The sequence below is a fragment of the Gilliamella sp. Nev3-1 genome, from assembly GCF_001690435.1.
Lineage (GTDB): Bacteria > Pseudomonadota > Gammaproteobacteria > Enterobacterales > Orbaceae > Gilliamella > Gilliamella apicola_C.
Window position 1 is genome coordinate 1 of sequence record NZ_LZHN01000057.1, and the last position, 13,970, is coordinate 13,970.

General features: G+C 34.3%; 18 protein-coding genes. 5 read left to right on the forward strand and 13 right to left on the reverse strand.

What is annotated here, in order from left to right:
- Positions 1 to 1,008, forward strand: a 1,008-nt coding sequence (locus A9G40_RS15010; RefSeq protein ID WP_218057982.1) for a phage tail fiber protein, incomplete at its 5' end; no start/stop codon positions are given.
- On the opposite strand, the gene A9G40_RS08055 is transcribed toward A9G40_RS15010, so the two are convergent.
- From A9G40_RS08055 to A9G40_RS08090, 8 genes are all read right to left on the reverse strand, one after another.
- Positions 1,009 to 1,227, reverse strand: a complete 219-nt coding sequence (locus tag A9G40_RS08055) for a hypothetical protein (RefSeq protein WP_141675229.1) — start codon at positions 1,225 to 1,227, stop codon at positions 1,009 to 1,011.
- A gap of 6 nt (positions 1,228 to 1,233) precedes the next feature.
- A complete protein-coding gene (locus A9G40_RS08060; RefSeq protein WP_065582625.1) occupies positions 1,234 to 1,455 on the reverse strand; it encodes a hypothetical protein in 222 nt (73 codons plus the stop codon).
- Positions 1,456 to 1,546: 91 nt separating this feature from the next.
- Positions 1,547 to 1,753 (reverse strand): hypothetical protein, encoded by a 207-nt coding sequence (locus A9G40_RS08065; protein WP_065582626.1) that lies wholly within the window; start codon positions 1,751 to 1,753, stop codon positions 1,547 to 1,549.
- Positions 1,740 to 2,015: a hypothetical protein gene (locus tag A9G40_RS08070; protein WP_065582627.1), complete on the reverse strand. Its 276-nt coding sequence runs from the start codon at positions 2,013 to 2,015 to the stop codon at positions 1,740 to 1,742. Before A9G40_RS08070 ends, A9G40_RS08065 begins: the two co-directional genes overlap by 14 nt.
- Entirely contained in the window at positions 1,994 to 2,875 is an 882-nt protein-coding gene (locus tag A9G40_RS08075; RefSeq protein WP_065582628.1) for a tyrosine-type recombinase/integrase, read from the reverse strand. Before A9G40_RS08075 ends, A9G40_RS08070 begins: the two co-directional genes overlap by 22 nt.
- 48 nt (positions 2,876 to 2,923) lie before the next feature.
- On the reverse strand, positions 2,924 to 3,490 hold the full coding sequence (locus tag A9G40_RS08080; RefSeq protein WP_065582629.1) for a hypothetical protein: 567 nt from the start codon (positions 3,488 to 3,490) through the stop codon (positions 2,924 to 2,926).
- Positions 3,491 to 4,837: 1,347 nt separating this feature from the next.
- Positions 4,838 to 5,152 carry an NINE protein gene (locus A9G40_RS08085; RefSeq protein WP_218057983.1) on the reverse strand — a complete coding sequence of 105 codons (315 nt, stop codon included), beginning with the start codon at positions 5,150 to 5,152 and terminating at the stop codon, positions 4,838 to 4,840.
- Between the two features lie 126 nt (positions 5,153 to 5,278).
- Positions 5,279 to 5,860, reverse strand: a complete 582-nt coding sequence (locus A9G40_RS08090; RefSeq protein ID WP_065582630.1) for an IMPACT family protein — start codon at positions 5,858 to 5,860, stop codon at positions 5,279 to 5,281.
- Between the two features lie 53 nt (positions 5,861 to 5,913).
- Here A9G40_RS08090 and nfi point away from each other — a divergent pair, with 53 nt between their 5' ends.
- Entirely contained in the window at positions 5,914 to 6,585 is a 672-nt protein-coding gene (gene nfi, locus A9G40_RS08095) for a deoxyribonuclease V (protein WP_141675230.1), read from the forward strand.
- A gap of 70 nt (positions 6,586 to 6,655) precedes the next feature.
- Positions 6,656 to 7,324: a tRNA1(Val) (adenine(37)-N6)-methyltransferase gene (locus tag A9G40_RS08100; RefSeq protein ID WP_176700463.1), complete on the forward strand. Its 669-nt coding sequence runs from the start codon at positions 6,656 to 6,658 to the stop codon at positions 7,322 to 7,324.
- A gap of 26 nt (positions 7,325 to 7,350) precedes the next feature.
- Here the strand turns inward: A9G40_RS08100 and A9G40_RS08105 are convergent, their stop codons facing one another.
- From A9G40_RS08105 to lolB, 5 genes are all read right to left on the reverse strand, one after another.
- Positions 7,351 to 8,760, reverse strand: a complete 1,410-nt coding sequence (locus A9G40_RS08105; protein WP_065582632.1) for a basic amino acid/polyamine antiporter — start codon at positions 8,758 to 8,760, stop codon at positions 7,351 to 7,353.
- A gap of 46 nt (positions 8,761 to 8,806) precedes the next feature.
- A complete protein-coding gene (ddaH, locus tag A9G40_RS08110; protein ID WP_065582633.1) occupies positions 8,807 to 9,577 on the reverse strand; it encodes a dimethylargininase in 771 nt (256 codons plus the stop codon).
- A 288-nt stretch (positions 9,578 to 9,865) separates the two neighbouring features.
- Positions 9,866 to 10,417 carry an adenine phosphoribosyltransferase gene (gene apt / locus A9G40_RS08115; RefSeq protein ID WP_065582634.1) on the reverse strand — a complete coding sequence of 184 codons (552 nt, stop codon included), beginning with the start codon at positions 10,415 to 10,417 and terminating at the stop codon, positions 9,866 to 9,868.
- A 241-nt stretch (positions 10,418 to 10,658) separates the two neighbouring features.
- The gene (gene ispE, locus A9G40_RS08120) at positions 10,659 to 11,501 is read right to left on the reverse strand and encodes a 4-(cytidine 5'-diphospho)-2-C-methyl-D-erythritol kinase (protein WP_176700465.1); all 843 of its coding nucleotides are present in this window, start codon (positions 11,499 to 11,501) and stop codon (positions 10,659 to 10,661) included.
- Positions 11,502 to 11,510: 9 nt separating this feature from the next.
- Positions 11,511 to 12,131: a lipoprotein insertase outer membrane protein LolB gene (lolB, locus tag A9G40_RS08125; RefSeq protein ID WP_065582636.1), complete on the reverse strand. Its 621-nt coding sequence runs from the start codon at positions 12,129 to 12,131 to the stop codon at positions 11,511 to 11,513.
- A 164-nt stretch (positions 12,132 to 12,295) separates the two neighbouring features.
- On the opposite strand from lolB, the gene hemA reads away from it, so the two are divergent.
- Both hemA and A9G40_RS08135 read left to right on the forward strand, forming a co-directional pair.
- Positions 12,296 to 13,567, forward strand: a complete 1,272-nt coding sequence (hemA, locus tag A9G40_RS08130) for a glutamyl-tRNA reductase (RefSeq protein WP_065582637.1) — start codon at positions 12,296 to 12,298, stop codon at positions 13,565 to 13,567.
- A 35-nt stretch (positions 13,568 to 13,602) separates the two neighbouring features.
- A complete protein-coding gene (locus A9G40_RS08135) occupies positions 13,603 to 13,860 on the forward strand; it encodes a DUF1289 domain-containing protein (RefSeq protein WP_065567531.1) in 258 nt (85 codons plus the stop codon).
- Positions 13,861 to 13,970: the final 110 nt, after the last annotated feature.

Sequence of the window (13,970 nt, forward strand, 5' to 3'; positions counted from 1 at the left end):
GCAACATTAGTTAAAAAATCAGGCGATGAAATGACTGGAACATTGCGAATCAACGACGGAGATAAATCAGCAATACAATTACAAAACGCTGCTGGGCAAATCTGGCAACAGCGCACATTTGCGGACGGCAGTTTTTGTCTTGAGCGATATAATTCTGTTTTAAATCAGTGGATTAGGTTTTTGAGGTACGTAGAGCCTGAGAATTCATGGAAATTTGAAAATATTGATGATGTCACAATTAATAATAAGTCTGTGTTAAAAAGTGGTGATTATGGTGTTGGGGCTGTTGTTGGTGCGATAGCTGAAAATTTTGATGGTCATCTTGCAGGCGGTTTTTATCAATGTAGCACATCTGATTTCTCTGATTTGCAATTTACGGGCGATAGTGCAGCGACACTATTAACGTATCCGAGCAATAGCAAATCGTGGAAAGTTGAGCAGTTATCAGTAGTTAGTAGTAAAACGCCGAAAATCTATTATCGTTGCGATACGCGAGATGGCAAACAGAAATGGTACGAAGCGATCACAACAGCGAATTCAACTGTAGATAGCAATGGTTTTCTGAAAAAAGCGTCGCCAATTTTGCGGTTGTTTGCGACTGAAAATATTGATGATGTTGATGATTTTAAAAAATCGGGCTGTAGTTTAGTGAATGATTTGGCCGCTGGCGTGACAGCTAAACGAATTGATATTGGTCATTACGAAATCAGCGGTAGTTTAGGTTTTGCAAAAGAGGGGTGGTATATAACGCTACCCGAGGACGCTAACGGCAATAAAAAATTTTTTGCTGAGTACTCAACTGATGAAAACAACATCATCACAGTTAAAACATACACACGAAAATTCGATTTTGAGAGCTGTCAAATCGTTGCTGGTGAGCCAATTGACATAACTGAGGGACGCTGGATAGACATTCGATTAGAAATGCCAGTTGTTGAGGTAATTGAGAATGAAGAGCCGATACCGAGCACACTAAATCCAGTCATTATTAACAATGATGAAAACTAACTAACAAACCACACTATCAATTTTCAACTTCACATACTCAACAGCATCATCTAGCATCACAAAATCAGCTATATCATATAGTGTTTTTGCTGTTTGATAGAACACGAAATTGTGATCTTCGTCGCTGTTGATAATGTAGCATTCGCCCGTAATTTCATTTTCGAAATCCTCGGGCGACATGCGTATGTAAATTGGTAGTGTGTAGTTTATTGTTATCACTGTCTGTTATGCATAAATATATTCAATTTCAATGTTCAACAACTGGCATTGCTCAACAGTCAAAATAATACCTTCGACATGCGAATATCTAGCTGAAAATTGACTGTTAACTGGATAAACACCGTCTACATCCATCTGATCAACTCTCTCGCCGTCATTAATATATAAAATATCCACATTATCGTCGTTTCTCATTCGACCAAAAACTTCATTTAATTTTGCTAACATAACATGTTCCTCTATCGGAAAGCTGGAACCCGTCCAGCGCGGTGTCATTATTGACTTTATGAGATAATTATATATAGGGCGTCCTATACAGTCAACTATTATTTTTGCCTTTTTGTGCTTTTTTTAATAGAGACAATCCTTCAAAAATTGCCTCTTTTTTTGAGCCATAAATTTTACTCATTTCTAGTAATAATTCATTTTCCTCATCTGTTATATAACTAGCTGGCAACCTAGGTAATCCTCGTCGTTGCTCGTCTTGTCTCTTGTTTGCTCTTTTTTGAGCGTCAGTTATTGCCATCACATATTTCCATTTTTTCGTCAAAATAATCGCGATCTCCAGCTACTGATTGATAGCGATATGCGTTTATTTGTCTGTTGTTTTTTGACATTAATAACAGATGATTTTTATCAAACTGCAATTTGTATAATTCTAAAAACGCTAATTTAGCCACGCTAAAAAACGGGGTTTTGGTGCTGAGTGATTTGATTATTTCGCTACCGCCACGCCGTTGTTTTATGATGTAAATTCTATATATATCTAAATTTTCAGATATCTCCATTCTCGACCCCTACTATCATGATATTTATCTGTCATTTTTTGTGATTTATGCCCTAATAACGTCATCGTGTCAAGTCCTTGCTCTCTATATAGTCGCTCAGATAGCGATCTCAGCTCATGAAAAGATGCGGGGTCGCCACTCCATTTTTTACGATCATAAAAAACTATGTCGCGAAGCTCAGCAAAATATCGAGTTAATGAAAATGGCTGAACTTGTTGTCCGTTATTCTCAATCAAATAAATGTTACCAGTACAAATGTTTTTAATTGCATATTCTAGCGTCATATTCATTTTTTCACAGTACAGATTTAATGGTAATGCTATTTTTTCATTAGTTTTGTATTGCTCAATAAATAAAAAACCATTTTTTATATCAGATCGTTTCATTTTTGCTATATCAGAGCGTCGTTGCCCAGTCAAAACGGCTAAAATCATTGCTTGATAAATATACTGTTGATTCGCTTTTTTTGCGTGATTTAAAATTTTTTCAAATTCATCAAATGTTAATCGACTGCGCTTAACTGGAGTTTTTGGATTGCGCAATGGTATTGTTGGATCATGTTCAATCCACCCATTAAAATATGCCTCTCTAAAAACTTCTTTTAACAGTAAATACATCGACTTAGCCGCACTATTTGTACCTCGGTTTATGTATTGATTTATAATATCAGCCAATTCTAATGTTTTTATTGATTGTATCGACTTGCGACCTAGTCGAATGCGCAAAACTTTGATTAGTGAATTCTTGTTATCTAATGTGTGCTGTTTTAGCTGTTTATTTTTCTGTATGCATTGAAATTCATTCAGCCATTCGTTTAATGTTTTTTTATAAAAAATATTTAAAATAGACTTAATCATCATTTTATCTCTCAGAGTTAATATTTAAATTCAATTACAGCATGAGCGCAATTAGCGCTCTAACTCTGCAATTCTGGCTGTGATTCTAGCTAGTTCTGTTTTTAATCTTGCTAATTCAGCCGATTTGTCCTCTGTTTCTGTTTGAATGATTTTGTATTCTATAGCGTCACATTCATCTAAAAATTTAATAGCTCCCTCATACAAATCTAGAATTCTAAAAACAGCACCCTCTTTAATTTCAGTTGTCCAATATTTAATTGAACCGCCTGACACTGCTGATTTTTTTGTGAATATAATTTTTTCACCATTTCTAGCACCACCATCTCGACTATTAGCCTGAGCTATGATTCGACCAGCCAAATAAATCGGACCTAGCTCTGCCTTTATTGTTTTTTTAACAGTAATCTCTACATCGACACATGATTGATCGTAACCATCAGTTCCAAAAACAGATAACAATTCAGCAGTAACAATATTGGCGATTCGGCTATCAAAAATCCATGATTTTTCTTCAAAATCAAATTTGCCACCAATTCTTTTAGCCACTTCAGTGAAATCAGGGTTATATTGAGTTTTTACTTGAATTGTGTTTTTAATGTTTTGAGTTGATACAAACATATTGCGTTCCTCTATCGGAAAGCTGGAACCCGTCCAGCGCGGTGTCATTATTGACTTTATGAGATAATTATATATAGGACGCCCTATATAGTCAACTATTATTTTTGTCTTTTTGTGCTTTTTTATTATGAGCAATAATTAATGGGTTTTATTTGTTATGAATGATTTTTTGATTTGAATGAGTGATGTGAAAATCACTGTAATGATGTATAATTAGTGCGTCTAAGTTCCAATCTAAGCCCTCGATTATTTCACGGTATAGAGGGTTTGTTTTATAAAATACGTAAAAATTTTTGGTCGGTATTTTTGACGGTATTTAAAATAAGTTAATGTTAAATATTTATATTGTTCAATTAGTTGATTTTTGTTTTCGATTCCTGCTGGGGTCAAAGCCCGCCGAAACTGGCACGGTTTTACATTGATATTCGCAATAAACTTTGATGCTCACTATAAATCAATTATAGTAAATTTTGTTGTATAGTAAAAATTACGCCTTATCAAATTATCTAAAGCTTTATCCCCCCTTTTTTTGAGCTGTAAAATAAAACAAATAAAAACATTGTGTTAGTGATTTTTTGCAAAAAGGGTTTTTAGAGGCAAAAATCCTATTTGCCTTTTGGCAAACAAAGTTTATAGTATGTTTGTTTCTAGTTTAACGCCGTGTAGGCGGTTTAAATGACTTTATGATGATAGATTAATTAAGATCTTGAGTTTAACGCCGTGTAGGCGGTTTAAATGGCCAGCAAATTCAAATTGCCAGTTAAAATAACGTTTAACGCCGTGTAGGCGGTTTAAATGTACACGGCGGTAAACTAGAAACGAATATACTATGTTTAACGCCGTGTAGGCGGTTTAAATATTTTTCTTTATTGTTATATAGATCATGCCTGCCACTAATATATAGTCGTATTTCGCTAATTAAAAATTAAATAAAATCAATGGGTTTTCTGAAAGATTTTTATATTTATTTTTGTTAGTTAACTCACATTATTTTTAAGTCAATTCATCTTCTCTTTAAATTAGAAAACATAAAATATTGTAATGTTAAATAAATATGTTAATGTGCCTTATGTTGCTTTTTATCTATAAAAGCAATATTTTTTTATTAAAAATTTTATACAGAAAGTTAAAATAGTCAGTAGAAAGTTATTACGTATTTTTGAAAAAAGCTTTTAATTAAATTTGATGATAGAGGTGGAATTTTTATTAGTATGATTTTATACCATTAAAACAACATAAAGTCAATTTTATACAATATGTTATGCTGTTTTAATGGGACATATTTAATATAATGCGTAAAAATAGCAATTTTGAGTGGCTTAATTACCTATTGCTGTATTACCTATATTATTTATCACTATTGATGAATGCATTTACTGTAACATTTTGTGGTTTATTGATTTTAGAATTATCAATTAAATTAACATAATCAACCATACCACTAGTTAGGAAAAGATCTAAAAACCAACCAATTCCAAAAACTCCAAAAGTAAATAACCAAACAAAACCTGTTATCCACTTACCACAATACATACGATGGATACCCATAAGACCAAAAAAGAACCACAATAAATAAGCAATACCTTTGTTTCGTATGACTTCTCTCCATTTAAAAAAACAAATTGTATACGATAATAAATCGAATAACAATATATTATTCATATAATAACCTTCATAAGAGGGTGTTGGCTAAATTCAATAATAGCTCAATAACGTTAATGAAAAATGGCGTTTTTTCGATGATACCTATATGTATAGGTAGAAAGGGTGAACTAATTTTTCTCTTTTTTATAACTCGATAATAACGCGCCCACGGGTGATATCACAGAGAGTCTTTTGTAATAATTGGGACTTGTCTTGTGTTATTCCTATAGCTACTTTAACACCTTCGGCATCAAAATCTTGTTGTTCAATCAAGGCCCCAAGTTCTTTTAGGCGATTTTCAATAATTGGCCATTCGCTATAATAACAGTGAAATTGAAGCGTAATACGGGCAATGAGTTCAATAAGTTCGCCTTGTTGTAAGCAGTGACTGGCTGCACCGCCATAGGCTCGCATTAACCCACCAGTACCTAGTTTTATTCCGCCAAAGTAGCGAGTTACAACAACCGCAATTTGATCGCAATCTTGTCCTTCAATAGCTGAAAGAATAGGGCGTCCAGCGGTGCTTGTCGGTTCACCATCATCATTAAAACGGTATTGCTGCCCAATTTTCCAAGCCCAACAGTTATGTGTTGCATTGAGATCGCTTATTTGATTAATAAAATCGGTTGCTTGCTCGACAGAGGTAACTGGTGCAGCATTAACAATAAAGCGGCTTTTTTTGATTTCTTCTGTTAAGTTGATTGGATTTACTAATGTATATGGCATATTAATTTGTTACAATTGGTTCATTGCGGTTAATCATACTCAGCAGATTTAAAATGTCTATCAATTTACAACAATTAAAACAAATTCAACAGACGTTAGCCAAGCAAATTAAATTAACAGATGCGTTTAATCAATCCGTTAAATTTATTGGTGGAACCGATGTGGGCTTTGAAAATGGTGGTGATATTACCCGAGCGGCTATTGTTATTCTTACTTATCCAGATTTTAATGTTGTGGAATATCATATTGCTCGAATAAAGACGCAATTTCCTTATATTCCTGGTTATTTATCTTTTCGTGAATATCCTGCGCTTATTGAGGCATGGCAACAAATAATACAGAAACCGGATTTATTGTTAGTCGATGGACAGGGTTTTGCTCATCCTCGACGTTTAGGTATTGCAAGTCATTTAGGTTTATTACTAGATATGCCAACAATTGGTGTAGCTAAAAAAAGATTATGTGGTCAGTTTGAGCCATTGTCAAAACGGGCAGGTAGTGTAACACCATTGCAAGATCAGCAAGAACAAATTGGCTGGGTATTGTGTAGTAAAGATAATTGTAATCCTTTATTTATTTCGGCTGGTCATCGAATAAGTCAAGATAGTGCATTAAAATGGGTAAATTTATGTTTACGAGGTTATCGATTACCTGAACCTACTCGTTGGGCTGATGCGATTGCATCAAATAAACCACTGTTTAAGAAATTTAACCATGATAGCTAGCCACCAAACACCTTTGAGAAAAGACGGTTTTACCTTTAAACGTTTTTTTGTTGCACACAATAAAAGCCCTATGAAAGTTACAACTGACAGTTGTTTATTAGGGGCATGGGTTCCCATTGAGGTTATTCCACAAAAAGTGTTAGATATTGGTACGGGGTGTGGTGTAATTGCATTGATGTTAGCTCAACGGTTAGAAAATACGCATTGCAAGATTGACGCAATTGATATTGATCATCATGCTATTGCACAATGTAATGAAAATAGCAAACAAGCCTCATTTTATTCTATTTGCGCCAAGCATGCAGATATTAATCAATTTCGGCTTGATCAACCAGCTTGTTATGATTTAATTGTAAGCAATCCACCTTATTTTGAATCGGCTGTAGATTGCCGAGATATACAAAGGCAATTAGCTCGTTATACCGAGAGTTTGAGTTATCAGCAATTGATTAATGCTGTTAAACGATTATTAACACCAAAAGGGCAATTTTGCTTAGTTTTGCCTTATCATCTATCAAATCATTTTAGATTTTTGTGTGAATCAAATTTTTTATATTTAACTCAAGTGATGAATGTTAGGTATTCGAGTAAAAAAGATTTTTCGTTGGCGTTGATGGCTTTTTCATTAAGCCGAGCTGATTTGATCATTGAGGATCAACTTTGTATGCGAGATGATGATGGGTGCTATTCGCAATCATTTAGGCAGTTGTTAGCTGATTTCTACCTATTTCGAAAATAGCACCCAGATGTCATCTCAATGACCATTTAATTTGGTAATATATAAAAATAGACAATGGCAATTAGCGCAAGTGTGATGATGAAAAAGGCATACACTTTGTCGTGAAAGTAACTAAATACGGGTAAAGAGCGTTGTTTTCTAGCATAGAGGTAAAAAAATAGCCCTATACTATAAAGTATCATCGACAGTAATAAGTAAGATATACCGCCAGCATAAATTAGCCATACTCCATAAGTCGATCCAAATACACCTATTATGATTAAATAGACTTTACGCCTTTGTATAGCTAATTTGAAAACAAAAAGTGCTGCAAGTAAATAAGGGATGAGCACCATTGAGGTTGATAGCTGGATTAAGGTATTATAGCCCGATTGGTAAAAGTGAGAAAGGATCAGCAAAATTGTTATGAAGCTCGTTGTTAACCATAATGCGTTAGCAGGCGTGCCAGTTTTATTAAGCTTGCCAAAGCATTTTGGCACGGTGTGCTGGTTGCCCTGACCACTTAAAAATAGCATTTCAGCTGCTAGCATTAACCACGATAATAATCCACCACTAACCGATACAATTAAACCAATATTAATTAGGGTTGCTCCCCAGCTACCAATGACACGTTCAATCACTGAAGCCATTGATGGGTTTTTCATTTGGGCAAGTTCTTGTTGTGGCACAATACCAAGAGATAATACTGATACGCAAACAAGCAATAGGCTAGTAATGGCAAAGCCAAAAAAGGTTGCACGGCTAATACTGATGATATTTTTGGCTCTTGCCGCATAAACCGTTGCGCTTTCAATGCCTAAATAAACCCAAACGGTATAGAGCATGGTGTTCTCAACTTGTTTTATAATTGAGCCTAACTGTGGTGTTCCCCAAAAGTCTATTTTGAATGTCGAAATTTTAAATGCAAGGCTAATACAAACGATAAATAAGCTGATGGGTACAATTTTAGCCAGCGTAACAAGGCAATTTAATAAAAAAGCTCGATATATTCCTTTTAGTACAAAATAATGTACTATCCATAATAATAAAATAGCAGTAAAAACAGCTGGCAACGTAGTGCCGTGACCAAAGAGGCTTAAGCAATCAAAAGATCCTAATGCACTAAATAAAATAACTAAGTAACTGGTGCACGACATCCATGCTGATATCCAATAACCCCATGCGGCATTAAAACCGATATAGTCACCAAAGCCTTCTCGCACATAGCCGTATAAACCATCGTTGATTTTGTAAAATCGAATCGATAAATACTGGAATATGCGTGTTAACATTAGCATGCCAAATAGGGTTATTATCCATGCGATTAAAATAGCTCCAGTCCCAGCCCCTTCGGCCATATTTTGTGGTAGGCTAAAAATCCCACTTCCTACAATGCTACCCACCACCAACAGTGTGAGGGGGAGGGTGCCTAGTTTTTTTCTTGCTGGTGTATTCATCTTGTCGTCTTATTATGTGGTTTTAGGTTTGATTAATATCGATAGATTAGAATCGTAACGACATGCAACTTACCCCTCCATCAATTTTTTGATATTCCGAGGTATCCACTTCAATAACCTGATAACCAAGTTGCTCAATTTTAGCTTTAGTTATTCGATAGCCAGCAGGCATAATTACCCGATCATTTACCCAGATGCAGTTAGCAGCATAACTTTCTTGTTCTGGGATCTCAATAATATTAAATTTCTGAAATTCAGGTTTAGTGATAAATTCGCCTGCGGCTAGCAAGTTATTATTTTCTAAATAAGCTAAACCTGTTTTTAGGTGGAGCACTTTTTCGAGTTCAACAACCGAGCCAGTTAATCCGTATTTTTCTAAAATAGCGATCATTTGATTAGCGCCAGCTTGATTGGTTCTTGCTGATAAACCAATGTAATAGTGGTCTTCCACCATCATAATATCACCTGCTTCAACGGTACCTGGTGCGGTAATTTGTTCAACTTTATTAGGATAAAACCGCTCAATTGTACTTGATATAATTTCAGTTTCTGCTCGGCGACTTTCAGCACCTGGTCTTGTAATAATGGCGCAATGTGGCGTGCAAAGCACCGTATCTTCAACAAATACCGAATCAGGAAAGCGTTCATCGGGAGGTAAAATGGTAATATCTACATCACAATGCTGTAATGCACGAATATAATTGTTATGCTGTTCTAGAGCTTTTTTATAATCAGGCTTACCTAAATTTGATAAGGTTAAACCATTAATAAGAGATTTGGCAGGTGTTCTTGCAATAATATGGTTAAATTTTTTCATTTCATCCCTCTTTAAATTAATTGATTAATTATGCTTTATTGTTGAATAATAATTCACTTTTAAAACCTTATCAAGTAGAAAAGTGTATTTATATTCATTTTTTAAATATTTATTGTTAATGTCTTATTTTAATTAAATATTTGAATTTAAATGAAATGAAAGGAAGAAATGCATATTTATTATTTTGTATGCGGTAAAATTAACTAATTACTTTTATTTAAGAAAGAACAAGAGGTAACGGCATTTAAAATGAAAAAAGGGCACCAAATGTGCCCTTAATGATAATTCTTATTCACCATCAAAATTAACTAAAGTAAAGCAATCAATCCCCATATCAGCTAATTTTGTTTCACCCCCTAGATCAGGTAGATTTATTACAAATGCGGCATTTTCAGCAATACCCCCTGCCTTACGAATTAAATTAGCCGTTGCAGCTATTGTTCCACCTGTAGCCAGTAAATCATCAACAATGAGTACACGCTCACCGGGTTTAATGGCATCAGTGTGGATTTCTAAAGTATCTGTACCATACTCAAGTTGATATTCTTCTTTAAATACGTGACGAGGTAATTTGTTAGGCTTACGAACGGGAATAAAGCCAACCCCCAGTGCTAGCGCAATTGGTGCTGCAAAAATAAAGCCTCGAGCTTCTGTGCCAACGACTTTATCAATTTTTTTATTACGATAATGATCAATTAATAACTCAACAGTAGTTTTAAATGCAATAGGATCAGCAAGTAAACTGGTGATATCGCGAAATAATACCCCTTCTTTTGGGTAATTGGGAATGGTAAGAATACTGTCTTTAATTAATGAAAGTTTTTGTTGTAACTGATTCATTTAAATGCTCTCTAAGTCTTTTCTATAAGAGTTGCCAATGTTTCATTATATACCTGCAATCTTTTTTGTTGCAATAACGAAACCATAATATCATACTGAAATCTAGCCATACTTATAACTTAATATATTAATATCATAAGTATGTAAGCCATCAATAGTTAAGTTAATATATATAGTAAAAAATGCTTTGTAAGCTCTTTCAATTTACCAGTTAATGATATTTGTTGATTAAAGTGTTTGTTTAACTTTCATATAAAGGCGAAACGTTTAATGATTTAGTCACAAAACTATGAACTGATAGTGCTTTAAGCTTTGATTGAATCGCTAAAGCTTGTTGTTTAGATTCGCATTGTGTAAAAACACATGCTCCAGTGCCAGTTAATCGAGTTGTGCCATATTGTGAAAGATAAGTAATAATATTATCTACCTTTGGATAACGTTTTCGAACGACATTTTCACAATCATTTTTAAATTCGCTAAACGGTAAAGAAAGCAAATCAGTTATATTCTGGATAGGCGTATCACGGGTTAATTCAGGATCATTAAATACCTTAACTGTAGATATTTCAATATTAGGATAAGCAACTAGATACCAATATTCAGGAATATCTATAGGGGAAAATTGATCGCCAATCCCCTCAGCAAACGCAGCATGTCCATAAATAAAAATGGGCACATCAGCGCCAATTGTGCGGCCAATTTCAATTAATTCATCCAGTGATAAATTTAATTGCCATAACTGATTAAGCGCAACTAATACCGTTGCGGCATTAGATGAGGCACCGCCAAGACCACCACCCATTGGAATCTTTTTATCAATGACAATGTCTACTCCTAGTTTTGTTAGTTTGACATAAGATTTTAATCGTTCTGCGGCAATTATGATTAGATTTTTATCGTCTGGAATATTTGCAAATGATGTCAATAGGTTAACTTGATCATCTTGGCGGAGGGTAAATGATAAGTTATCACAGTAATCAATAAATTGAAATAATGTCTGTAAATTATGGTAATTATCAGCACGACGACCAGTAATATACAAAAATAAATTTAATTTAGCTGGCGATAACCATTGTTTCATAATTATTACCCGTTATCGCAAAACCCAGTTACTAATTTTTAAGCGGATAACTTCATCATCATGTGTAAGCTCAATCGCTGCAGGTAAGTCAATCTTTTTATTTTTATAGGTGTAAGTCGCATAACTTGGAATTTTTAATGTCCATTTGTTATTATTTTGCATAAATACAGTTGAAGTTAATCGCCCAGCATTATCTATTTTGTCTGTATTTACGTTGTCTGAAAATCCTTTTAACCAATTATGTAAAGAATTCAGCGGGATGTTTACATTAGATATTTTTTTCATAAGATTTTTAATATTGACATCTTGATAGCTTCCACCATTTTGATCAACCAATAGAACATTGTCAGGCTCCACTCTTAACGTCAAAATGTTGGTACCAACAGGTGTAGTTAATTTGACTTCGTAATTATCTGTTGACTGTTGGGTAATTAAAAATCGACCATAATTTCGAGATTTATCGCTTATATGAGCTATACTGCCTTTAACTTGGAATGCATTTATTTGCTTGAGATTTTGTTGATGTGCTTGCCATTGTTGTTCAACTGATGCCGTATTTTGTGATTTAGTTGCTTGGCATGCGGTGATAAGTAAAAGCAGCATGATAATAAAAGCATATTTAATTTTAGACATGAAATAACTCTTTAGTTGTTAGTTTCAAAGATTGCAATATTATAACTGATAATTGTCCGAATAAGAAAAAGAACCTTTGTGGTTTTTTATGTATAATACAGATTTTAAAGAAACGCTTAATAAAATAATTATACCTAACAGAACCTACAAAAAGAAGCGATGCAATGTCAATTACAATTTTTGGTGTTAATCATAAAACTGCGCCAGTCGCTTTAAGAGAAAAGCTTGCTTTTCCTACTGAGATTGTCGATAAAGCGCTATACAGCCTATACCAGCACCCTTTGGTTGAAGGGTGTGCTATTTTATCTACCTGTAATCGAACAGAAATTTATCTTAGTTATGAACATCCAACTGACTATCTAAGATTAAAACAATCTGTCGAAAGTTGGTTAGGGCAATTTCATCATATTGATATTAATCTTTATCGAGATTCACTTTATTGGCATGATGGACAAGGTGCTGTTGAACATTTAATGGCAGTGGCAAGTGGTTTAGACTCTATGATCATTGGTGAGCCACAAATTTTAGGGCAAGTTAAACAAGCATATCGTTTTGCTCAACAACAAGCTTGTTTGTCTGTTCAATTAAAAAAGCTTTTTCAAACTACATTTCATGTAGCCAAAATGGTTCGTAGTGAAACCAATATTGGTGCAAATACTGCATCTGTCGCTTATGCTTCTTGTTTAGTTGCTCGCCATCTTTTTGTTGATACCTCAAGTTTAAATATTATGCTTGTTGGGGCAGGGGAAACGATAGAGCTTATCTCTCGTTACTTAAAGCCACATGGATTTAATCAAGTTATTATTGCCAATCGAACTCGCGAAAAAGCATTGAAACTGGCTTCTGATATTGATGCAGAAATCATTTCATTGCCTGATATTGCTAACCGACTTAAGGATGTTGATATTGTGATTAGTTCAACAGCGAGCCCCCTACCTATTATTGGTAAAGGTATGGTTGAACGAACCTTGAAGGCTAGAAATTATCGTCAAATGTTATTTATTGACTTAGCGGTTCCCCGTGATGTTGAAGAAGAGGTTAATCAACTTGATAATGTACACCTCTATACTATTGATGATTTACAAAAAACAGTTGAAAGTAATTTAGAGCAACGAGCCATTGCCGCTAAAGAGGCGCAATACCTTATTCAAGAGCAAGCAGAACATTTTATAAGTTGGCTTAAGGCTAGACATGCGGTTGCTTATGTTAAGCAGTATCGTAGTAATGCTGAAAGTATTAAACGTGAGCTACAAATAAAAGCTTTAAATGCGATCAAACAAGGTGCCAATATTGATGATGTTTTTGCTGAGTTTTCACATCGTTTAACCAATAAATTAATTCATGCACCAACGCAAACATTACTCCATGCTGCGAGACACGATTGCGATGGCTGTTTTAAAGTGCTAAGTAAAGGTTTAGGGTTAAAAGAACATTAGTCAATTTTGGTGTCGCCTAAAGGGGAAATGATAAGTTGGATCAAATAGAATTTTTTGATATTCCAAGTCCTTGTAAGCGTGTTTGTCAAACAGATAAACAAGGTTATTGTATTACCTGTTATCGTTCCAGAGAAGAAAGATTTAAATGGTTAACCTTTAATGATAGGCAAAAACAAGAAATCTTACGCTTGTGCAAACAACGGGCGTTAAGACGACGTTATCTATTATCACAACAGCAACACCAGCATCAGCAATTAAATCCAGTTACATCACAAATTGAGCTCAATTTTTAAGATAAACGTATCTATTTTTAATGCTATCTTGTAATTTTGTTTAACTAGGAGTAGGATTTTTAGCAAGATAAGGCAGGCAATTATTTAACTACCTTTTTAATCTAATTGGA

What these genes read in the sequence shown, in the direction of transcription:
- A9G40_RS08060 (WP_065582625.1), bottom strand. Translation starts at nt 1,455, where the DNA reads ATGTTAGCAAAATTAAATGAAGTTTTTGGTCGAATGAGAAACGACGAT.
- A9G40_RS08065 (WP_065582626.1), bottom strand. Translation starts at nt 1,753, where the DNA reads ATGGCAATAACTGACGCTCAAAAAAGAGCAAACAAGAGACAAGACGAG.
- A9G40_RS08070 (WP_065582627.1), bottom strand. Translation starts at nt 2,015, where the DNA reads ATGGAGATATCTGAAAATTTAGATATATATAGAATTTACATCATAAAA.
- A9G40_RS08075 (WP_065582628.1), bottom strand. Translation starts at nt 2,875, where the DNA reads ATGATGATTAAGTCTATTTTAAATATTTTTTATAAAAAAACATTAAAC.
- A9G40_RS08080 (WP_065582629.1), bottom strand. Translation starts at nt 3,490, where the DNA reads ATGTTTGTATCAACTCAAAACATTAAAAACACAATTCAAGTAAAAACT.
- A9G40_RS08085 (WP_218057983.1), bottom strand. Translation starts at nt 5,152, where the DNA reads ATGAATAATATATTGTTATTCGATTTATTATCGTATACAATTTGTTTT.
- A9G40_RS08090 (WP_065582630.1), bottom strand. Translation starts at nt 5,860, where the DNA reads ATGCCATATACATTAGTAAATCCAATCAACTTAACAGAAGAAATCAAA.
- nfi (WP_141675230.1), top strand. Translation starts at nt 5,914, where the DNA reads ATGTCTATCAATTTACAACAATTAAAACAAATTCAACAGACGTTAGCC.
- A9G40_RS08100 (WP_176700463.1), top strand. Translation starts at nt 6,656, where the DNA reads ATGAAAGTTACAACTGACAGTTGTTTATTAGGGGCATGGGTTCCCATT.
- A9G40_RS08105 (WP_065582632.1), bottom strand. Translation starts at nt 8,760, where the DNA reads ATGAATACACCAGCAAGAAAAAAACTAGGCACCCTCCCCCTCACACTG.
- ddaH (WP_065582633.1), bottom strand. Translation starts at nt 9,577, where the DNA reads ATGAAAAAATTTAACCATATTATTGCAAGAACACCTGCCAAATCTCTT.
- apt (WP_065582634.1), bottom strand. Translation starts at nt 10,417, where the DNA reads ATGAATCAGTTACAACAAAAACTTTCATTAATTAAAGACAGTATTCTT.
- lolB (WP_065582636.1), bottom strand. Translation starts at nt 12,131, where the DNA reads ATGTCTAAAATTAAATATGCTTTTATTATCATGCTGCTTTTACTTATC.
- hemA (WP_065582637.1), top strand. Translation starts at nt 12,296, where the DNA reads ATGTCAATTACAATTTTTGGTGTTAATCATAAAACTGCGCCAGTCGCT.